The organism is Mesorhizobium sp. M7A.F.Ca.CA.001.04.2.1, from assembly GCF_003998485.1.
In the GTDB taxonomy this organism is placed as follows: Bacteria; Pseudomonadota; Alphaproteobacteria; order Rhizobiales; family Rhizobiaceae; genus Mesorhizobium; species Mesorhizobium ciceri.
This window is the reverse complement of sequence record NZ_RZQT01000028.1, coordinates 13,218-33,741: the sequence shown is the minus strand read 5'-3', so window position 1 is coordinate 33,741 and position 20,524 is coordinate 13,218. Positions and strand designations below refer to the sequence as shown.

Here is a 20,524-nt window from a genome sequence, read left to right as displayed (position 1 = left end):
CCTAATAATGCATATACACTATTATCCGAGGATGAAATTGTCTAGAGGGCGGACGTGAGCGGTTTTGATCCGGAAACGTTGAAAGGCGTGGCGGCGGAGTGTCCGGGCTTTCAGGCTCGTGCGACGGCGCGTGCGGTCACGCGCTATTACAACGCCTGCTTCAAACCGCTCGGGCTGACGGCCGAGCAGTTCAGCCTCCTCGTGGGCATCGGAGCGGTTGAGGGAACGACACTCGTCGATCTTGCGAACAGCGCGGGAGTCGACCCGACGACCCTGAGCCGAAATCTTCAGAACTTGGAAGGGCAACTTTTGGTTCATTCAAAGGGCGGACGCGGCCGCTTGGGAAAGCAGATTGGCCTAACGATATCTGGGCGCAAGCTTGTCGTCGATGCGCTCCCGTTGTGGAACTTGGCTAAAGCGGAACTGTCCAATCGCTTGGGCAAAGAAAAACTGCGTTCCGCTAGCAAGCTGATGGCCGAGCTGGCCGAGGCAGCAAAAACTTCGCGCATATAACGGCTCGTCGCGACCTGAACCTCAACATACCCTGAACCTCGTCAACTGGGGACGATTTCCGGCACCCGTATCGCCGGCGGGGTGTTGCGGCTGCGGCCTGTCCGCACCTCGCCGTCGATCACGACCATGCCAATGCCTGGAAGATTGCCGAGCGCCACGCTGTCGAGCAGCCCGTCGCCGGCACCGCCGATCGCTTGATCCATGAAGATCAGGTCGGCGGCGCGCCCGACCTCGATGATGCCGCGATCATCCAGTCCGCGCACGCGCACCGTGTTGCCGCTGGCAAAACAGAACGCCACTTCCGGCGCGATACCACCAAGCGAAGCCAGCATGGTCAGGGTCCGCAGGATACCGAGCGGCTGCACGCCGGATCCGGCCGGGCTGTCCGTGCCCAGGATGACGCGCGAAAGTTCGCCGCGCTGCCTTGCCAGGTCGAGCACGAACAGTCCGGTGCGCAGATTGCCGTTGTGGACGATCTCAAGCGCCCTCGAGCCCTTCTCGCAGATCTGCCGTATTTCCGCCTCGGGCAGGGCGGTTGGCCCGCCATTGACGTGGGCGACGATGTCGGCGTCGACCTCCAGCACGACATCCGCGCCGATGCGGCCGGAGCCGGGCAGCGACGGGCCGCCTGTGTGGGTCATCGAGGTCATGCCGTATTTGCGCGCCCAGGCGATCATCTTCCGGCCGGTCGGCCCATCCTTGACGCCGCCAAGCCCGACTTCGCCGACAAGCGTCACGCCGGCCTCGGCGAGACTGCGGAAGTCTTCCTCGGTAAGGCCGGGTTCCAGGATCGGTGCCCCGGCCAGGATCTTCATGCCGTTCGGACGGAAGTTGGAGAAGGTGCGTTGGGCAGCGATCGCCAGCGCCTTCAGCCCGACAAGATCGCGCGGTCGGCCCGGTGTGTGGACCTCGCCAGCCGAAATGATCGTGGTGACGCCGCCATGCACGGTCGAGTCCATCCAGCCGATCTGGTTCTGCCGGGGCGTCCAGTCGCCGGCCACCGGATGGGCGTGGTTGTCGATAAGACCCGGCGCGACCGCGCAGCCCATCGCATCGATGATCGTCGCCGCGCTGCCGCCATCAATGTCGCCTGCCTTGCCAATGCCTGATATGCGTCCATCGCTCACGACGATGGTATCGGCGTCGATGATCGGTTGTGCGAGATCGCCACTCAGCATGAGACCGATATTGCGGACGACGAGCGTGTTGGCAGACGACTGGAGGTCGGACGACATCGGTTCTCACTTTTGCTGTTATGGAAAAAAGGACTGGACGAGGCTTATTTGCCGCCGTCGCCATTCGTTGGGTCGTCGTCATTGATGCGCTGGAGCAGGCGAAGCAGCGTCGCCTGCTCAGCCGGGGAGAGCGGCGACAGGAACCGCCGCCCGACCTCGACGCTGCGTTCGAGCCGCTCCAGCGTATAGTCGGTTCCTTTGCTGGTCAGCGCGATCATCGTCAGGCGTTGGTCGGTTTCGGAGGCGCTGCGCGTGATCAGCCCGTGTTTGAGCAGTTTGCGCATGACGATGCTGATGGTCGACGGGTCCATCGCCGTCAGCCGGCCGAGATGGTTCTGCGAGACTTCGCCATGCTTGAGGATCGTGGCGAGCGCCGCGAATTGCGTTGGCGAAAGGTCTTCGCCGGCCATGACCTGCTGGAAGCGCAGTGTCGCGCGCTGATGCGCCCGGCGGATGACGTGCGCCGGGTGACGGTCCAGTTCATAGCCGGTCTCGGCGTATTGCTGCAGCACTTGCTCGCGGCTCGGGGGTGCATCGCCGCTCGGCGTTTTCGAGGTCGCGCCTTTTTCGGATTGCGGTTTCTTTTCAGTCGTCACACCGGACTCCTATCGCCGCTGTCTCGGATGTCGCCGGTTTGGAAAAGCTCAAGCCGCGACCTCCGCTGGTTGAAGCGACGTCCCGTCGCGGAGGGCTGCGACGACATCAGCCGAATCGCTGACCACGCCGAAATGGGTCGCTATGTCGTAGAGCGAGCTTTCCTGCTCGCGGGGTCCCGTTGCTGCGCAGCAATCGCTTGGCACCACCACCTCATAGCCCTGGAAAAAGGCGTCATGGACGGTCGAGCGCACGCAGATGTTGGTGACCACGCCGAAAATGACCAACTGGTCGACCTGCATGTCTTTCAGCGTCAGGTCGAGGTCGGTTTGAAAGAAGGCCGAGTAGCGCCGCTTGATGACATGGATCTCATCATCGCGGGCGCCGAGATCCTCGATGATCTCCGGCCCCCAGCTTCCATCCAGGCAATGCGGTGTGCGCTTCAGCCATTCGCGCTCGCGTCGCATGCCCGGCCGGTGGCTGTCATGGACCCAGATCACCGGCACGCCGGCGGCGCGCGCGGCCTCGATCACGGCCAGTTGCGGCGCGACCAGCGTCTCGTACCCAGGCAGGACCATGGCCCCGCCGGGCTTGCAGAACTCATTGACCATATCGATGACGATAATGGCCGCACGGCGTGGATCGAGGCGCACCGCATCATCGTGCCGATGTGAGGAAAAACTGTCCACGGACATGGCGAGCTCCTTTGACCGATCGTTGATGCTCATACAAAAAACCCTAGTGGATGCCAAGTCAATCCCGTTCGACGCAAAGCGTGCTGGTCGGCCTTGCGCACCGCGCTCCGACAAGCGTATGCGCTATTTGCCCATCGCGAAATGGCCTTGACAACGCTTGTCAGGCATGTGCTCGATTTGTATGACCATCAATGATATTCAAGCCGCTGAATTGCGGAGCCGAGGCCGAGATATGAAAACCATCGTCACCGGAGCCAGCGGCCTGCTTGGCCGCCATGTGGCCGAGGCTCTGGTTGCGGCCGGCCACGATGTGCTTGGTGTCGATGCCGTGGTGCCGGGTGAGGTCGCATGGCGCCACGCAACCGCCGATTTGACCGATCTGGGATCGACACTGCAGCTGGTGCGCGATTGCGATGCCGTTGTGCATGTCGCGGCCATTCCGCGGCCGACCGGCCGGGCCGGCGGCGAGGTGTTCAAGACCAACATCGCGACCGCCTACAATGTGGTCGAGGCAGCCGCCATGGCCGGCGCTAGGCGCTTCATCTATGCCTCATCCTTCAGCGTTTTCGGCTATCCCTTTTTCGAAAAACCTGTGCGGCCGCCCTATCTGCCGGTCGACCTGGACCACCCGGTCGGCGCGCAGGACCCGTACGGCCTGTCGAAATGGCTGGGCGAGGAAATCGTCGACGCGGCGGTGCGCCGCGGCGCTTTTTCGGCGGTCAGTATTCGCATGCCGTGGATACAGACGCCGGGGTCATTTTTCGAGGGCGTCGGGCCGCGCCGCGCCACGGCCGACAGTGCCCGCGACCTGTGGGCCTATCTCGACGCGCGCGACGCCGGGCAGGGCTTCCTGCGGGCGCTTGAATGGCAAGGCGACGGCCATCTGCGCGTCCTGCTCAGCGCCGCCGACACCTTCATGGAAGAGGAAACCGAAGCGCTCGTGCGCCGGGTCTATCCCGATGTCGCTCTATCGCGGCCGATCGCCGGCTTTGGCGCCGTGCTCGACACGGTCCATGCGCGCGAAACGATCGGCTTCGAACCACAATATTCATGGCGTTCCTATCCAAAGCCGGAGACCGGGGGATGAAACGATTCGACCAGAAGAAGATCCTTGTCACTGGCGGCGCCGGCGCGATCGGCGGCGCGGCGGTGCGGCGTTTCCTTGACGAAGGCGCGCGCGTCGCCATTGTCGATCGCAATGGCGCGGCGGCGCAGCAACTGGCTCGCTCACTGGGTGAAAACGCCATTGCCATCGAAGCCGACGTCACCGATGAAGCGGATGTGCGGCGCGCCGTCGAGGCGACCGTCGAGACGTTCGGCGGCCTCGACGTGGTGTTCAACAATGCCGGCATTTCCGGCGTCGTCGCTCCCGTTCACGACCTGCCGGTCGAGGACTGGGATACGACCATCCGTATCAATCTGCGCGGTATCTTCCTCGTCCTGCAGGCATCGCTTCGGGCGATGATCAAGGCGGGGACCGGTGGCTCGATCGTCAACATGGGCTCATCCATGGCCGGTTGGGACGTCCTTTCGGGCGGTGCCGGCTATGTCGCTTCCAAACACGGCGTGGTCGGCCTGACGCGGGTTGCGGCGCTCGATGCCGCGCCCTACGGCATACGCGTCAATGCCATTTGCCCCGGCGTGATCGAGACGACGCTTGGCGTGCCGGCTTCCGGTGACGGCGAATTCAAGAGCAGCGTCCAGCATTTCGCCGACCGCATTCCATTGCGCCGCATCGGCCAGCCGGACGATGTCGCGGCCGCCGTGGCTTTCCTGGCCTCGGACGAGGCGAGGCACGTCACAGGCGTGGATTGGCTGATCGACGGCGGCCAGACCTTGCAGAGCTGGGCCAACGCCCCTGATGGCGGTGCGTTTCCGAAATTTCGCTAAAGTCTTTTCGGCGGCATTGCCTGGATGATCCGAACGGCAAGATCGAGATCGGCGAGCCCGCCCGAAAGCGGCGTGCGCGGCTTAACGCCGGCAAGAATGCAATCAGCGAAATGCAGCCATTCGCGGCGGAACGACGTATCCGGAACGCCAGGCAAAACGCGTTCGGATGCAGCCTCGCCTGTCGTTTCACGTAGCCGGACAGTCGCCGAGGCATTGCGGAAATAGGGGTTCTGGAATTCGATCCGCACCTCGTCGCGCTCGCCATGCACGTGGATCCACTCGTCCCACCATTCATACTGGGCAAGCGCCATGTCGAAGAGGCAAGGGACGCCGCCATAATCGAGCACGGCCAGCAGCTGGTTGGGACCGGTCTGCTGTGCATGCACGACGCAGTCCGGCGTGCCGAAAGCGCCGCGCATGACGGCAAGGTCGTGGCTAGCGAGGCTGAGCAGTACAAGATAGAGATCGCGATAGCCGGCATGGTCCACACCGAGCGCCGCCTCGATGCGCCGAGCGACCGTTTCGCGTCCCGCCGCCAACACATCGGCCGGCACGTCGGTGACCCTGGTCTGCGTGTAGAGTTGGCCATAACGGTCGAAACGGCCCGCGAAATCGTGGACATGGATCGATTTCGGCCGGCCGATGGCGGCGATGCGCTCCAGCCCGATCTCATAGCCGGGATCATAGAATTTCATGTAGCCGACAAGGGCGACGAGGCCGCTCCGCTCGGCCTGCTCGACCAGCGGGCGCGCCTCCTCGGGCGTGAAGGCAAGCGGCTTCTCGACGATCAGGTGCTTGCCGGCGCGGATTGCATCGGCAACCATCTCGCCATGATCGTAGGTGCAGATCACGACCGCATCGACATTCGGATCGGCAAGCAGCGCGCGATGGTCCGTATATCTGGCAGTGACGCCATAATGTTCCGCGACCTTGTCGACCGTGCCGGGAGAGATGTCGCACAAGGCGGCGATGCGAAACGCCGGCAACTCCATGAGATAAGGCAAGTGCATCAGCTGGGCGATCTCGCCGCAGCCGATGACGCCGACGCCAATAACGCGATCCTGCATGTCAACCCTTCACGGCGCCGGCCGTCAGGCCGGCGATGAACTGCCGTTGCATGGCGACGAAGACGACGATCACCGGCAGTGTCGTGATCGTCAACGCGGCGAAATAGAGCGTCCAGAGCGAGTCGTATTGCTGGAAGAAGCTGACCAGCCCAAGCGGGATGGTCTGCACCAAAGGGTCGCGCAACAGCAGGAAGGCCAGGAAGAAATCGTTCCAGATCTCGATGAAGCCGAAGATGAGGATCAGCGCCACGCCCGGCCGCACCAGGGGCAGCATGATGTGGATCAGGATCTCGAACCGGCTGGCGCCATCGATGCGCGCGGCATCTTCGAGGTCGGCCGGCAACGTGATGAAGAAGCTGCGCAGAATGAAGACCGAAAGCGGCAGCGAGGTCGCGGCATAGATGAAGGCAATGCCGAGCCGGCTGTTTATCAGGCCGAGATCGCGCGCCACCAGGAACAGCGGAATGGCCATCACCTGCGGCGGCACCAGCATGGCCGCAACCGCGACTGCGACCACAAGACCGCGTCCGGGGAAACGAAGACGCGCCACCGCATAGGCGCACGGCGTCGCGACGGCCACCAGGATGATCAATGCCGAGCCGGTGACGAAGATGCTGTTGACGATGCGCGATCCCATGCCGGCGATCCGCCAGGCATCGGCATAGTTCTGCAGCACCAGGCTCGATGGCGGACCCCAGACATTGCTGAGCATTTCCTGCTTGGTCTTGAGCGAACCGAACAGCACCCAAAGCAGCGGATAAAGGGTCTCGAAGAGCACGAGAATGAGCGCGGCATAGATGCCGCCAAGTTCGAGGATGCCGCGCATGCCGAGGCGCTGCACGAGCCCGCGACGGCGAGAGCCGGCGGCGCCATCGTTCAGCGAAAGGTTGGCGGCTCTCATCAGACGTCGAGCCTTTGCCGCCGCATCAGCGCCAGCAGGCCGACGCTGGCCAGCCCGACGATCATGAAGAGAACATAGCCGATCGCAGCGGCGTAGCTCATGGCGCCGTCCTGGAAGGCCTTGCTCATCATGTAGGTGAGCACCACTTCGGTGGCGTGGTTCGGGCCGCCCTTGGTCAAGACATAGACGATGTCGAAATTGCGCACGAAGGCGCCGGAAAGGCCGAGGATGGTGTTGATGAAGATGATCGGCATCATCATCGGAACGGTGACGTGCCGGAAGCGCTGCAAGGGGCCGGCGCCGTCCATCTTCGCCGATTCATAAAGCTCCGAGGGGATCGTCTGCAGCCCGGCCAGATAGATGACGGCATGGAAGCCGAGCCATTTCCAGACATCGACGACGATGATCGAGTAGAGCGCGATGTCGGCGTCGCCGAGCCATGATCGTTTCAGCCCGGCGAGGCCGATGAGATCGAGCCCGCTGTTGAGCAGGCCGAAGACGGGATTGTAGATCCAGGACCAGAGCAGACCGACGGCGACGAAGGACATCGTCACCGGGACGAAGGCGGCGGCGCGAAAGAAGGCGCGGCCAAGCAGCGCCCGGTTCAGAAGCAGCGCCAGCCCGAGGCCGAGCGCGTTTTTCAGGACCACGACGGCAACGACGAAAATCAAATTGTTGCGCAGCGCGCCGAGGAAGGTGCGATCATGCGCCAGCCGCATGTAGTTGGAAAAGCCCGCCCATGTCGGGTCGGAAAACCCGTCCCAATTGTGCAGGCTGAGCCAGAAGCCGTTGACGAACGGCCAGAGGTAGAAAAGACCGAAGAGGATCGCGGCGGGCAGGATCATGACGAAGGCCGTAGCCCCGTCCCCGGCGTCGAAGCGCCAGGTGCCGGATCGGCTCGAAACAGGAGCCGCCTCTTGCGGTCGCGTGCTCATGAGGCCTTCGCGCCTTGCGGGGTCAGCACCAGCCCGAGCGTGTCCCTGATATAGGCGATGCTCTCGAGCGTGCTTTGCTCTGCTGTCTTCTTGGACGCATCCAGCTCGATGATGGCGAGGCCATCGTAGTTTGCCTCCAGCAGGGCGTCGGCGATGCCGGCAAGATCGACGACCCCGGCGCCGAGCTCGCAAAAGGCGCCATAGCGGTCATAGCCCTTCAGCGCCGGATCAACCCTGGTGTCCTTGAAATGCATATAGCGCACGGCCGAAATGTAGGTCTTGACCGCGTCGACCGGATCGGAATTGGTGTGGGCGAGATGCGCCGGATCGATGCACAGGCCGGCGAGGTTGGTATCCAATTCATCCATCATGCGATCGAGCTGGTCGCGGCGCTCGATGAAGGTGTCGAGGTGCGGGTGATAGACCGTCTCGATGCCAAGGTCCTTCGTCCGCCTGCCGATATCCTCGAGCGCCCGGCAGAAGGCGCGGTAGTCGTCGGCCGTGTGCGCCCCGGCAGCGGCTTCCGAGGGACCGCCGCCGAGAACCAGCACCGGTGAGCCAAAGCCCTTCAACATCCTGGTCAGCCCGACGAGCACGTCACGTTCATAAGGCCAGGCGACGGGGTTGGTGAAGATCGCATTGACGTAGAAGGAGGAGAGCTTGATGCCATATTCGCTCTGGCCTTCCGACAGCAGCGCATAGCGCCGCAAGATGTCGGTGTCGGTGGTCACCCCCATCGGCGCCTGATTGCCGAGCTGCATGTATTTGCGGGCGTACTGGTCCGACAGGCTGGTGAAGGCGAGGATCTCGAACCAGCCGAAGCCCTGGTCGGCGAGAAACTTGATGGCTGGCCTGAGCGGAAGGCCGGTCAGGTCCCAGCTGTTCAGATGGTAACCGATCGAGAAGCGCTGCCGTTCGGCGCGATGTGTCGTCATGTGTTCTCTCCGATGGGCGAGGCTGCCCGAAGCAGGCAGCCTCTGTTCTTCTTTCCTGGCGCATCAGCCCGGCTGGATGGGCGCTCGCTTGCAGGCGCTACTTCAGGGCCTCATTTGGGCGGCCAGCTGCCCTGGGCCTTGAGGTCGTCGAAGATGGTCTGGATCGATGCGGCGGCGTCTTCGGGCGTCGTGGTGCCGCCGACGATGCCGGCGATTGCCGAAGCCGTGGCGCTCGCGACCTCCGATGGCCAGATCCAGTCGAGGAACTTGATCGTGTTCGGGAAGGCCTGCTTGCGCAGTTCGACGGCATAGGCATCGTCGACCTGCGGCACGCCCTTGATCGAGGCCGCGATCGGCTGTTCCGGCGCGAGGTAGAGCGTCGCGACTTCAGGCCGTGTCAGATATTCGATGAATTTGACCGCGGCATCGAGCTTCTCGGGCGGGATCGAGGAGGCGACGCACATGCCGTTGTCGGCACCGCCGCCATGGCCAGGCGCGCCCGGCGTTCCGTCCATTTTCGGAAAGGCGAAGACGCCCCATTTGAAGTCCTTGACGCTCGACTGGAGCGACGGGATTTCCCAGGTGCCGCCATAATACATGGCGCTCTTGCCGGCGGCGAAGGCCGCACGCATGCCGTCCTGGTCGACGGAAAGCGAATCCTTGGAAAGGATGCCATCATCGACCCATTGCTTGATCAGCTTGAACCCCTCGACATCGGGCGCGTCGGTGAACTTCGCCGTGCCCTCGAGGTTCTTCTGCGTCTTGCCGACCGAGTCGCCCGATGCCTGCGAAAAGGTCTCGAAGTACCACATCGGCCACATCACGGTGTTCGAGCCCTGATGCAGCAAAGGGATCACGCCCGCGGTCTTGAACTTCGGCACGGCTGCCTTCAGGTCGTCATAGGTTGGCGGGACAGGAATGGCGAGCTTCTGAAAGAGATCGACATTGTAGAAGATCGTCGATGTCGACAGCGTCGAGATCGGCACGCCATAGACTTGCCCGTTGACCGTGAAGGCGCCAAGTGCAGCGGCGTCGATCCTGTCCTGGAACGGCTTGATCTTGTCGGTAATCGGCATCACCAGTTTGCGCCTGACATAGGCACCATTGGTGTAGAAGGCCGGGCAGGCGATCAGATCCATTTCCTGATTTGCAAGTTTTGCGGTCATCACGCGCTGAATGGAATCGGTTTGTGGCCCCTGGGCATCCCACTCGATCGCGGCGACGTCGGGGTTGGCCTTGAGGAAGCCGTCGATAACCTGCTGCTGGATTTTCTTCTGCTCGTCCGGCGGCTGACGCGGCGCGAGTTCGTCGAGCGCCGAGCCGCCGAAAATCTTGAGCGTGATCCCTTCGGCGTGGCCGATGCCGGGCACTGTAATCAGGCCGAGGCCTAGCAGTGCGGCGGCAAGGATGGGAGCGGCGGGACGTTGTTTCGGACGATGGGTCACTCTCTGCTGAAGGGGCATCTGGCTCTCCTTTACGCCAATGCCGAGGGGCAACCTCGGGACCAATATCGTTGATGGTCATATGATCTTGGTCGCCTGTTGATGTTTTTGTCAATCGGCAAGAATGCCTATTATTTCATCGATCGCACCGCCCCCTTTCGTGTTCGGCGTGGCCCGTGCGGTGTTCGATTTGCTTGAGCATTGATCTGCAAGAATTCGGCAAACCAATTGTCGGATGCCGGCCGCTCCCGCTAAAGGCCAGGCCCCATTCGCGATCTACTTCACGCCGATGCCGGCGGTCAGGCCGCCATCGATCTTGTAATCCGCGCCAGTGCAGAAGCCGGCCTTCGACGAACACAGGAAAGCGATAAGTTCGGCCACCTCCTCCGGCTCGCCGATGCGCCCGATGGGGTGCGCTTCGCCGAAGCGCTTGTAGGCGGCCTCGACATCGGCGTCCGTGCCGTTCTCGCCGCGGGCGGCCTTCTCCAGGATCGGGGTGCGGATCGAGCCGGGGCTGACGGAATTGACGCGGATGCCGGAGCGCGCATGGTCGAGGGCCAGGGCACGCGTCAGCGTGTGGATGGCGCCCTTGGTGGTGGCATAGGCGGCGACGTTTTGCTGGCAGGCAAAGCCCTGCACCGAAGCGACGTTGACGATGGCGCCGCCGCCCCTGCGGACCATTTCCGGGATGCCGAAATGCGCGGTCAGATAGATCGACCCGACATTGACCGACATCGCCTTGTTCCAGGTCTCGAAATCGGTGCTGACGGCGGTTCCGTACGGATGCACCGCCGCCGAATTGACGACGATATCGAGGCCGCCGAACCGCTCCACGCCGGCCGCGACCGCGTCGCGAACCTGATCGGGCACCGAGACGTCGGCGCCTATGACCAGCGCCCCGGCTCCGGAGCTTTCCAGTTCCGCTTTCAACGCAGCGTTGGCCGCGCGGTCGATGCCGCAGGCGATGATCGCAGCGCCCCCTGCAGCGAGGCGTCTGGCGGTTGCGAGGCCAATCCCGGTCGTCCCCGTCACCAAGGCAACCTTGCCGTCCAAATCCTTCATTGGGAAAACTCCTTCATTCGCTGTCCGAAACCGGTTCCTAGTTTGACACCCATTGTGGTCCAACAATAGGTTGCCATCCTCTCGCAGAAGGAAGCGGCAATGGAACAGTGCTGGCGCTGGTATGGACCAAACGACCCGGTAACGCTCGATCATGTCAGGCAGGCCGGTGCGACCGGCGTGGTGAGCGCCTTGCACGATATCTATGACGGGCGCGCCTGGCCGCTCGAGAGCATTCTGGAGCGCAAGCGTGTCATCGAGGCCGCCGGCCTGACATGGTCGGTGGTCGAGAGCATTCCGGTCCACAACTCCTTCAAGATCGGCGCGCCGGAACGCGAGCGCTACGCCGGCTACTATCGCGACTCAATCCGCGCGCTCGCCAAGGCCGGCATTGCGACGGTCTGCTACAATTTCATGCCGGTGGTCGACTGGACCCGCACGGATCTCGCCTATCGGCTGCCGACGACGGGCTATGCGCTGCGTTTCGACGCCATCGATTTCGCAGCCTACGACCTGTTCGTGCTGAAGCGCGTCAATGCCGAAGCCGGCTATACCGCTGCCCGTATCGCCGAAGCGGAAGCGCGGCTGAAGGAATTGAGCAGCGAAGCGATCGACAGGATCGAACGCAACCTGATCGCCGGCCTGCCGGCGACCGAGCGCAGCTATGACAGGGACAGTTTTCGCGAGGCCCTGGCGGACTACGATGCGATCGGACCAAAGGAGCTGCGCCAAAACCTTGCCTGGTTCCTGCGCGAGATCATTCCGGTGGCCGAAGAGGAGGGGGTGCGCATGTGCATCCATCCCGACGACCCGCCCTTCTCGCTCTATGGCTTGCCACGCATCGTTTCGACAGCCGAGGATGCGCGTTTCATCCTTAACGCCGTCGACAGCCCCGCCAACGGCCTGACGTTCTGCACCGGCTCTTATGGCACGCGCGCCGACAATGACATCGTCGCCATGGTCAAGGAATTCGCCGACCGCATCCACTTTGTCCACCTCCGCAACATCACCATCGAGGATGACGGCTCGTTCTACGAAGCCGAGCATCTCGAAGGCGGCACCGACATGGCGCATGTTATCCTCGCTCTGATGCAGGAAGAGGCGCGCCGTCGCAGGGAAGGCCGTGCCGACTGGCGCATTCCGATGCGACCAGACCATGGCCATCTGCTTGCCGACGACATCGGCAAGACCAGGATCAACCCCGGCTATTCGCTGATCGGCCGGCTGAAGGGCCTCGCCGAGCTGCGCGGCATCATGCGCGCCATCGAGCGGTTCGAGCTGGCTTGAAGCCGTCCTGCCGGTCGGCTGGCGGGATTTACAGACGATCACGCGCGATTGCGCTTCCGCTGCGACTTATACGCTGTCGCACTGGAAAGTGCGGTCCACGAGAGGCATGGCGGGTAAAGCACTTGTTGGGAAATTATTTGCCGACAGGTCATAATATGCAGCGCTGACGTTCTTCCATCCGGCCCGGATTGGACTTCCTGTTGCTTTGATCGGCACGCCTTGCGTGTCACTTTGAGATGCATTCATGCTCGAAGCTCTTGCCGGTGGTCGCTTCTACTTCTCCTAAGCCAGGGCAGAGAAAAGAAGGAAGCTGACCATGCCCAGAATTGTGCCGGTGCTTGACCTGAGCCGCCTCGAACAAGGTGCGTCCGAGTATCGTACCTTTCTCCTGGACCTGCGTACGGCAGCCCGGGACGTTGGCTTCTTCTATCTCAGCGGCCACGGAATTTCCGCCCCGGAGATCGACGACGTGCTCGATGCCTCGCGACGGTTCTTCGCGTTGCCGGAGGCCGACAAGCTGGCCATCGAAATGGTCAAATCCCAGCAGTTTCGCGGCTACACCCGCGCCGGCGGCGAACTGACCAAGGGCGCGGCCGACTGGCGTGAGCAACTCGACATCGGCGTCGAGCGCCAGCCCGTAGCGCAGGGACCTGGAATTGCACCGTGGACACGGCTGCAGGGGCCGAACCAGTGGCCGTCTGCACTGCCGGAGCTCAAGCCGGCACTGCTTGCATGGCAGGCCAAGGCGACCGCGGTGGCCATTCGGCTGCTGAAAGCCTTCGCACTATCGCTCGATCAGCCCGAGGACGCCTTCGACGCGATCTATCGGGACTCGCCCAACCATCGCATGAAGATCGTCCGTTATCCCGGCCGTGACGCGACCGAAGGCGACCAGGGCGTCGGCGCGCACAAGGATGGCGGTTTCCTCACCCTGCTGCTGCAGGACGACAACAAGGGCCTGCAGGTCGAATATGACGGAAGCTGGGTGAATGTGGATCCGCTCCCTGGAACGCTGGTCGTCAACATTGGCGAACTGCTCGAACTGGCATCGAATGGGTATTTGCGTGCCACCGTTCACCGCGTCGTGACGCCGCCTGCCGGCGTCGAGCGGATCTCCGTTCCCTTCTTCTTCAGTGCGCGGCTGGACGCGACCATACCGCTTCTGACCCTGCCCGAGGAATTGGCGGCCGAAGCGCGCGGGCCGGCAAGCGATCCGGACAATCCGTTGTTTCGCGATGTCGGCACCAATGTGCTCAAAAGCCGACTGCGTTCACATCCCGACGTGGCACGCCGCCACTATGCCGATCTTCTCGAGGCCGGAGCGGCGGCTTCGTGAACTCAGCTCTGCACGAATTTTTGCCGTTTCATATGTTTTTTGGAATGCCATTCGTCGCCAAGGCTTCGAGATAGGCGCAAAAAGGTAAAATCGTTTAGCGGTTTCCTCCCATTCCGCTGGACGGTGTTCCCCTCTGAAGGTTCAAACCTTCTTTTGGCCGGGCCGCATTCGAGCCCGGCCATTTTTTGTCCTGGTCCCGGACAGCGCAAAACCTATGCTGCAAAAGGCCGGTGTGGAGGAACAGGATATCTTCCCGAGTTGCGCGGACCGTCCGATCCTGAGTTTAGGATTCGAGCGCTAGTGCTCGACTGTATCGATCGGTCGAAACGACTTTCATGACACAAAAACAATTGCACCTCGGCGCCTTCATGCGCCCCGTCAGCCTGCATACCGGCGCCTGGCGCTATCCGGGCGCCTATGCCGACGCCAATTTCAATTTCGCGCATCTGAAGCGCTTCGCCCAGACCTTGGAGGCGGCGAAGTTCGACGCCTTCTTCATGGCCGACCATCTGGCCGTTCTCAACATGCCGATCGAGGCGCTGCGGCGCAGCCACACGGTCACCTCGTTCGAGCCGTTCACGCTTTTGTCGGCGCTCGCCGCCGTCACCGACCATATCGGGCTGGTCGCCACCGCATCGACGACGTTCGACGCGCCCTATCATGTTGCCCGCCGCTTCGCCTCGCTCGACCATATCAGCGGCGGACGCGCCGGCTGGAACATCGTCACCACGTCCAATCCGGATGCGGCGCTCAATTTCGGCCTCGACGAGCATGTCGAGCATGACGAGCGCTACCGGCGGGCCCGGGAATTCTACGATGTCGTCACCGGCCTGTGGGACAGCTTTGCCGACGATGCCTTCATCCGCGACGCCGAAAGCGGGTTCTATTTCGACCCGGCCAGGCTGCATGTGCTCGACCACAAGGGTGAGCATCTCTCGGTGCGCGGCCCACTCAACATCGCGCGGCCAATCCAGGGCTGGCCGGTCATCGTGCAGGCCGGCGCCTCGGAGGCAGGACGCCAACTGGCGGCGGAGACAGCGGAGGTCATTTTCGCCGCCCATGCCGATCTCGCGGCCGGGCAGCGCTTCTTCGCCGACGTCAAAGGCCGTGCGGAAAGGCTTGGCCGGTCGCGTGACGACATCAAGATCCTGCCCGGCGCCTTTGTCGTTGTCGGCGACAGCGTCGAGGACGCGCAGGCCAGGCGGGCGAAGCTCGACAGTCTCGTCTACTACGAGAGCGGCATCGCCTCGCTGTCGATCGCCATCGGACATGACGCGTCCGGTTTTGATCCCGACGCGCCCTTGCCCGAAATCCCCGAGACCAATGCCTCGAAGAGTGGCCGCGAGCGCGTCATCGAACTGGCACGCGAGGAGAACCTGACCGTCAGGCAGCTTGCGCAAAGGCTGGGCGGCTATTCCGGCCTTGCTTTTGTCGGCACGCCTGAAACAATCGCCGACGAGATGGAGGAATGGCTGATCGGCGAGGGTTCCGACGGGTTCAACATCATGTTTCCATACCTGCCCGCCGGGCTCGATGATTTTGCCGAGAAGGTGGTGCCGGAATTGCAACGGCGAGGGATCTTCAGGCGGCAATATGAAGGGTCGACACTGCGCGAGAATCTCGGCCTGAAGCGTCCGCCCAACCGGTTTTTCGAGTAGAGCCTTCTTCGCAGGGAGATTTTCGATGTCGATCCAGTCCAACACCCGCATCGTGCTCGCGGCGCGGCCACAAGGCCGGCCAAAGCCGGATGATTTCCGCATCGAGACGGTTGATGTCGTCCAGCCGGGAGAGGGCGAACTGCTGCTGCAGATCCTCTATCTGTCGCTCGATCCCTATATGCGCGGGCGCATGAACGCTACGAAATCCTATGCCAGGCCCGTCGACGTCGACGGCGTGATGGAAGGCGGTACCGTTGCGCGCGTCGTGATCTCTCGCCACCCGGAATTTACCGAAGGGGATATCGTGTTGTCCCATTCCGGCTGGCAGAGTTTTGCCTTGTCCGACGGTGTCGGGCTGCGCAAGCTGGATCCCGCTGCGGCACCCATCACTACGGCGCTTGGCGTGCTCGGCATGCCGGGCTTCACGGCCTATGCCGGTCTGCTCACCATCGGGCAGCCGAAGCCTGGCGAGACGGTCGTCGTGGCGGCCGCCAGCGGCGCGGTCGGGTCGGCCGTTGGCCAGATCGCGCGCATCAAGGGCGCGCGTGCCGTCGGCATTGCCGGCGGTGCCGACAAGTGCGCCTTCGTGCGAGACGAACTCGGCTTCGATGCGGTCGTCGATCACCGTGCCGATGATTTTGCCGAGCAGTTGAAGGCAGCCTGCCCCGGTGGCATCGACATCTATTTCGAGAATGTCGGTGGTCCTGTCTGGGACGCGGTGTTTCCGCTGCTGAACGAATTTGCGCGTGTGCCGGTCTGCGGGCTGATCGCGCAGTACAACGTCATCGCGGATGCCGGCGTCGACCGGTTGCCGGTATTGATGCAGCAAGTGCTGCACCGCAGCCTGACGATCAGGGGGTTTATCCAGCGTGAATTTGTCGACCAGCGCCCGGCCTTCTATCGTGAGATGGCCGAATGGATATCGTCCGGCCGCGTCCGCTACAGGGAAGATATCGTCGATGGCATCGAAAATGCACCACAGGCCTTTCTCGGCCTTCTCGATGGCAAGAATTTCGGCAAGCTGATCGTGCGTATCGCGGAATAGATGCCGCGCAACGATCAGGCGGGGCTGCTTGGGTAATTTCTGCCGCAGCCGTGGCCGCGGGACGTGATTGCCAGCAGCCGCCGATCAGCCGGTTGCCCCGGCCGCCGATGACGTTGAGCGGCGAGAAACGCAACTTGCCGATCTGGGCGATGGTCGCGGCGTCGCGCTCGCTTGGATTGCTCACGGCACGGTTTCCGTCTCGAGTGCCGGCAGTGCCGCCGCCAGCCGGTCCGCCCATTCCTCGATGCCGGACCGTGTCGACAAAAGATCCTGCCGGATCTCGACGAGGACGGCGGCGATGCCGCGATCGTCGCCATGAATGGGCACGGCGTAGTCGGCGTCGCGGCTGATCACATAGGGCACGTTGGCCGCGACATTGAGCGCCGCATCGGTGCGCAGGCCCGAAAGGATCGCTTCGGCGAGACCTCTTGCTTGGTCATGCAGCACGCCGGCATGCCAGGGCCTGCTGACGCCGAGGAAGACCGGCGTGAAAGAATGGATCGTCACGATCCGCGTCTGCCGGCCTGCTTGTGCCCGGCGGTCGAGATAAGCGGTCACCCGGTCATGGAACGGCGAAAAGATGATCTCGGCGCGCCGGGTCCGCTCCGCCGCATCGATGCCGACATTCCCGGGAATGTCGGTGTCTTCCGACAGTACCGGAATGCTGCCTGGCGTGCCCAGTGGCCGGTTGAGGTCGATCAGCAGCCGCGAATAGCCGCTGAGGAAGGCCGGAGCATCGAGCTTCGACGACAGCAGGCGGGTCACTTCGGCGGCGCCGATATCCCAGGCGATGTGGCGCTGCAGATGGTGGGCATCGAGGCCAAGCTGTCGATACTCGACCGGCATGTGGTTGGACGCATGCTCGCACAACAGCACGATATCGGAACGGCCGTGCTCGTTGAGGGCCTCGACGGCCTCGGGCCAATCTTTTTTTGTCACTGCGGTCATCAATAGAGCGTCCGGTAGAGATCGCAGATGGAGGCCGGATCGAGACCGGCAAGACGCTCGGCTTCATGTCGCTTGAGGCCGACGAAGGTTTCGATGAAGACGGGCGCGAACCATCCCGTCACGGTGCCGTCGGCCAGCAGCGCGTCCAGTGCCGCGGGCAGGGTTTCGGGCAGGCGCACCAGACCAAGACTTGCCCGCTCCGCCTCGCTCATCAGTGTCGGGTCGCCGGTGACCAAAGGTGGCGACGGCAGGCCCGCCTTCAGCCCTTCCAGCCCGGCGCGGATGATCGCCGCCAGCGACAGATAGGGATTGCCGGTGGCGTCGGCGGCCCGGTATTCGATGTTGTATTGCCGCGCCGGATCCCGTCCGCCGATCGTCACCGTCGGGCAGATGCGCAGCGACGCCTCGCGGTCGCGGTCGGCAAGCCAGGTGTAGGAAGAACTCCAGCTGTGCGGCTTCAGCCGGTAGAAGGACGACACGCTCGACGCCGTCATGGCGGTCATCCCAGGCAGATGGCGCAGCACGCCGGCACAGAAGGCGCCCGCTTTGGCGGAAAGGCCGCCCGCCAGTGCCGGATCGTAAGTCATCGGCTTGCCGGCCTCGTCGACGAAGCTGAAATGGATGTGGACGCCGTTGCCAACGGCGGTTGGCGCTGTCTTGGGGGCGAAGCTCGCACGCCAGCCGGCATTGCGCGCCAACTCGCGCGTGATTTCGCGGATGGCGACGGCGCGGTCGGCCGCCGTCAGCGCGTCCGCCGGCTCGTGCGTCACCTCGAACTGCTCGTCGCCGAATTCGGCGATGACCACCTCGGGCACGACGCCGGCTTCCTCGAGCGCCGCCATCAGATTCGGCGCGAAAGGATCGGCGCGGCGCAGTGCGGCGAAAGACATTGAATGCGCCTGTGCGAAGCCGCCGTCGGCGACGTTGAATTCATGCTCGAAGGCGGCGATGACCGACAGGCCGGTTGCGGCTTTCAAATCGGCCAGCGCGTCTTTGAGCATCGTGCGGGTGCAGCCGAGCCATGGGCTGCCGTCGAGCTCGACGATGTCGCCGGCGACCATATCGAATGGCGTTGCCGATCCGGTGCGTGTAGTGCGAAAGCGCGCCTCGAGATCGGGGATCAGCCGCAGGTCGCCCGACGAGCCCCAGGGGTTGGGATCGACGATCGAGTTGAACGGTGTCAGCGACAGATTGGCCTGCAGCCAACCGACGCCGGTCGTGGCGGTCTTCTGCAACTTGCTTTCGGCAACGAAACGGCCCCGCGTGACGGCGGAGAGATCCGTGGTGACGACGGCAACCAGAGGCTCGACAGTCGATGTCATGCCGGTTTTCCCAAAGCGTTGAAGCGGTCGACGACCGTGTCGGTGTCGGCCACCCAGCAGTAGCCGCCGAAGGCCTTGAGCGCGATGTCGTGGCGTTCCTGGGTGATGGTGGCGCAGGCATCCGATACGCAGGTGACAAGATAGCCGCGGTCGGCGCCGTCGCGCACCGCCATGTCGACGCATTGATCGGTCAGCACGCCGACCACGACGAGATAGCGGATGCCGAGGTTCTTGAGGAGATAGTCGACATTGGTCGAATTGAAGATGCCCGACGACGTCTTCGGCAGCATGATCTCGTCGCCAACCGGCGCCAGCGATGCCACCGGCAGTCCTTCGGGGAGACTGGGCGCAACATGGATCGGTGTCAGCTTGTGGTCGAGCGAGCGCTCACGGCCGTCTTCGGTCAGGCTCTGGATGATGGTGTGCAGCACCTCGACGCCATTGGCCCGCGCCGCCGCCAGCAGGCGCTCCTGGTTGGGGATCGTCTGCGAGGATGTCTGCCGGTAAAAATAATGATCGGGGCCACGTTCCGGATGCGACGGATCGGCGCCCGGCTCCAGCCAGATGCGCTGCATGTCGACGAGCAGCAGTGCCGTTTCGCCGGCACGGAAGGCTTCGTCTCGTTTGGGTAGGGCCTGGGTCATGCTTTGTCGTCCTGCTTTGCTGATTTGGGTCCCGGTGTCTTGCGGGGGCCGGGTGTCTTGCGCGCGCCGTTCTCTTGCGGTTCGCTGTCGAGCGTCACGGCATTGGCATGCCGCACCTTTTCGAGTCGCTCGATGCGGGCGCGGGCCTCGTCGCCCAGCGTCGAAACGATATGGGCGACCAACGCTTCCATCTGTGCGATCGCCGGCGCCAGCGTGTCGTAAGGTGAGGCGACTTCGAGCGGGCTGACGATGGTGACTTCGGCGAGATCTGATATCGGCGACAGCCATTGGTCGGTGAACAGGACGATGCGCACATCGAGCGCCGCCGCCTGTTTTGCATAGGCCATCACATCGAGTTGGTAGCGGCGGTAGTCGAAGACGACGAGCACGTCGCGCCGGCCGAGGTCGGCCAGCGTGTCGAAGATCTGCGGAGAGAGCACGCCGAGATCGCGAACCCCGGAGCGGAACTGCACGAGATAGCCGGCCAGCATGCCGGCGATGTGGCGGCTGAACCGGCCGCCAACCAGCACGATCTCGCCCTTGGCCTCCATCAGCAAGCGGGCCGCCCGCTCGTAAGTCTGGACGGGTGTCGCGGCGGTGGCTTTCTGCAAGGCCGTGGTGACGCTATCGAGATAGGCCAGCACGGCGCTGTCGTTGGAACCGCTCTGCCGCTTGGCCTCCATCATCAGCAGCGGCGAGTGCAGTCTTGCCTCGACTTCGGCCAAAAGCCTCGCCTGGAAATCCGGAAACCCTTCATAGCCGAGCTTCATCACCAGCCGCACCACGGTTGGATCGCTGACGCCAGCGCGCCGGGCGAGCGATGAGGCGGTGCCGAGGCCGGAGGTCGGATAGTCCGTCAACAGCAGTCGGACGATCTTCTCCTCCGACGGCGTCAGCGCAAGATCCCCGCGCATCAGAACATCGCGTATCGCCATGGGCCTCCCCGGAATCCGTGTTCTCTTGTTTTGTCGAGTTTATTACAGAGATTTAAATCTCGGTCAACAATGAAGAGATGTTG

The 20,524-nt window shown here is 63.2% G+C and carries 20 protein-coding genes; 7 read left to right on the top strand and 13 right to left on the bottom strand.

The annotated features are described in order from the left end of the window. Positions 1-54: 54 nt before the first annotated feature. Positions 55-513: a MarR family winged helix-turn-helix transcriptional regulator gene (locus EN955_RS11735; RefSeq protein ID WP_013530300.1), complete on the top strand. Its 459-nt coding sequence runs from the start codon at positions 55-57 to the stop codon at positions 511-513. 41 nt (positions 514-554) lie between these two features. On the opposite strand, the gene EN955_RS11730 is transcribed toward EN955_RS11735, so the two are convergent. Genes EN955_RS11730 through EN955_RS11720 form a run of 3 tightly spaced genes read right to left on the bottom strand, consistent with a single transcriptional unit; the run spans position 555 to position 3,037 of the window. After that, the gene (locus tag EN955_RS11730) at positions 555-1,748 is read right to left on the bottom strand and encodes an amidohydrolase family protein (RefSeq protein WP_024502290.1); all 1,194 of its coding nucleotides are present in this window, start codon (positions 1,746-1,748) and stop codon (positions 555-557) included. Between the two features lie 44 nt (positions 1,749-1,792). Next, positions 1,793-2,344, bottom strand: coding sequence for a MarR family winged helix-turn-helix transcriptional regulator (locus tag EN955_RS11725; protein WP_024502291.1), 552 nt, complete (start codon positions 2,342-2,344; stop codon positions 1,793-1,795). 48 nt (positions 2,345-2,392) lie between these two features. Next, complete coding sequence (locus tag EN955_RS11720) at positions 2,393-3,037, bottom strand: isochorismatase family cysteine hydrolase (protein ID WP_024502292.1); 645 nt, start codon at positions 3,035-3,037, stop codon at positions 2,393-2,395. A gap of 232 nt (positions 3,038-3,269) precedes the next feature. Here EN955_RS11720 and EN955_RS11715 point away from each other — a divergent pair, with 232 nt between their 5' ends. Together EN955_RS11715 and EN955_RS11710 are read left to right on the top strand one after the other, a co-directional pair. Beyond that, complete coding sequence (locus EN955_RS11715) at positions 3,270-4,124, top strand: NAD(P)-dependent oxidoreductase (RefSeq protein ID WP_024502293.1); 855 nt, start codon at positions 3,270-3,272, stop codon at positions 4,122-4,124. After that, positions 4,121-4,927, top strand: a complete 807-nt coding sequence (locus EN955_RS11710) for an SDR family NAD(P)-dependent oxidoreductase (protein ID WP_024502294.1) — start codon at positions 4,121-4,123, stop codon at positions 4,925-4,927. Before EN955_RS11715 ends, EN955_RS11710 begins: the two co-directional genes overlap by 4 nt. Here EN955_RS11710 and EN955_RS11705 read toward each other — a convergent pair. From EN955_RS11705 to EN955_RS11680, 6 genes are all read right to left on the bottom strand, one after another. Then, a complete protein-coding gene (locus EN955_RS11705; RefSeq protein WP_013530306.1) occupies positions 4,924-5,994 on the bottom strand; it encodes a Gfo/Idh/MocA family oxidoreductase in 1,071 nt (356 codons plus the stop codon). The two genes, EN955_RS11710 and EN955_RS11705, sit on opposite strands and share 4 nt — an antisense overlap. Position 5,995: 1 nt before the next feature. Next, a complete protein-coding gene (locus EN955_RS11700; RefSeq protein WP_024502295.1) occupies positions 5,996-6,895 on the bottom strand; it encodes a carbohydrate ABC transporter permease in 900 nt (299 codons plus the stop codon). Then, positions 6,895-7,830: a sugar ABC transporter permease gene (locus EN955_RS11695; RefSeq protein ID WP_024502296.1), complete on the bottom strand. Its 936-nt coding sequence runs from the start codon at positions 7,828-7,830 to the stop codon at positions 6,895-6,897. Before EN955_RS11695 ends, EN955_RS11700 begins: the two co-directional genes overlap by 1 nt. Next, positions 7,827-8,765, bottom strand: coding sequence for a sugar phosphate isomerase/epimerase (locus EN955_RS11690; RefSeq protein WP_024502297.1), 939 nt, complete (start codon positions 8,763-8,765; stop codon positions 7,827-7,829). Before EN955_RS11690 ends, EN955_RS11695 begins: the two co-directional genes overlap by 4 nt. A 110-nt stretch (positions 8,766-8,875) precedes the next feature. Next, positions 8,876-10,228: an extracellular solute-binding protein gene (locus EN955_RS11685; RefSeq protein WP_024502298.1), complete on the bottom strand. Its 1,353-nt coding sequence runs from the start codon at positions 10,226-10,228 to the stop codon at positions 8,876-8,878. Positions 10,229-10,483: 255 nt separating this feature from the next. Then, the gene (locus EN955_RS11680; RefSeq protein WP_024502299.1) at positions 10,484-11,269 is read right to left on the bottom strand and encodes a glucose 1-dehydrogenase; all 786 of its coding nucleotides are present in this window, start codon (positions 11,267-11,269) and stop codon (positions 10,484-10,486) included. 99 nt (positions 11,270-11,368) lie between these two features. Here EN955_RS11680 and uxuA point away from each other — a divergent pair, with 99 nt between their 5' ends. From uxuA to EN955_RS11660, 4 genes are all read left to right on the top strand, one after another. Beyond that, positions 11,369-12,553 (top strand): mannonate dehydratase, encoded by a 1,185-nt coding sequence (gene uxuA / locus EN955_RS11675; protein ID WP_013530312.1) that lies wholly within the window; start codon positions 11,369-11,371, stop codon positions 12,551-12,553. 316 nt (positions 12,554-12,869) lie between these two features. Beyond that, positions 12,870-13,889: an isopenicillin N synthase family oxygenase gene (locus tag EN955_RS11670; protein WP_024502300.1), complete on the top strand. Its 1,020-nt coding sequence runs from the start codon at positions 12,870-12,872 to the stop codon at positions 13,887-13,889. Positions 13,890-14,224: 335 nt separating this feature from the next. Next, positions 14,225-15,547, top strand: coding sequence for an LLM class flavin-dependent oxidoreductase (locus EN955_RS11665; protein ID WP_013530314.1), 1,323 nt, complete (start codon positions 14,225-14,227; stop codon positions 15,545-15,547). A gap of 25 nt (positions 15,548-15,572) precedes the next feature. Further along, positions 15,573-16,592: an NADP-dependent oxidoreductase gene (locus EN955_RS11660; RefSeq protein WP_024502301.1), complete on the top strand. Its 1,020-nt coding sequence runs from the start codon at positions 15,573-15,575 to the stop codon at positions 16,590-16,592. Between the two features lie 180 nt (positions 16,593-16,772). Here EN955_RS11660 and EN955_RS11655 read toward each other — a convergent pair whose 3' ends face one another. The 4 genes from EN955_RS11655 to EN955_RS11640 are packed head-to-tail and all read right to left on the bottom strand — an operon-like array spanning position 16,773 to position 20,441. Further along, a complete protein-coding gene (locus EN955_RS11655; RefSeq protein WP_024502302.1) occupies positions 16,773-17,540 on the bottom strand; it encodes an N-formylglutamate amidohydrolase in 768 nt (255 codons plus the stop codon). Beyond that, positions 17,540-18,862 (bottom strand): glutamine synthetase, encoded by a 1,323-nt coding sequence (locus EN955_RS11650; protein WP_024502303.1) that lies wholly within the window; start codon positions 18,860-18,862, stop codon positions 17,540-17,542. The genes EN955_RS11655 and EN955_RS11650 overlap by 1 nt, the downstream gene beginning before the upstream one ends. Continuing rightward, entirely contained in the window at positions 18,859-19,506 is a 648-nt protein-coding gene (locus EN955_RS11645; protein ID WP_013530318.1) for an isochorismatase family cysteine hydrolase, read from the bottom strand. The genes EN955_RS11650 and EN955_RS11645 overlap by 4 nt, the downstream gene beginning before the upstream one ends. Then, a complete protein-coding gene (locus EN955_RS11640; RefSeq protein ID WP_024502304.1) occupies positions 19,503-20,441 on the bottom strand; it encodes a MurR/RpiR family transcriptional regulator in 939 nt (312 codons plus the stop codon). Before EN955_RS11640 ends, EN955_RS11645 begins: the two co-directional genes overlap by 4 nt. Positions 20,442-20,524 lie beyond the last annotated feature (83 nt).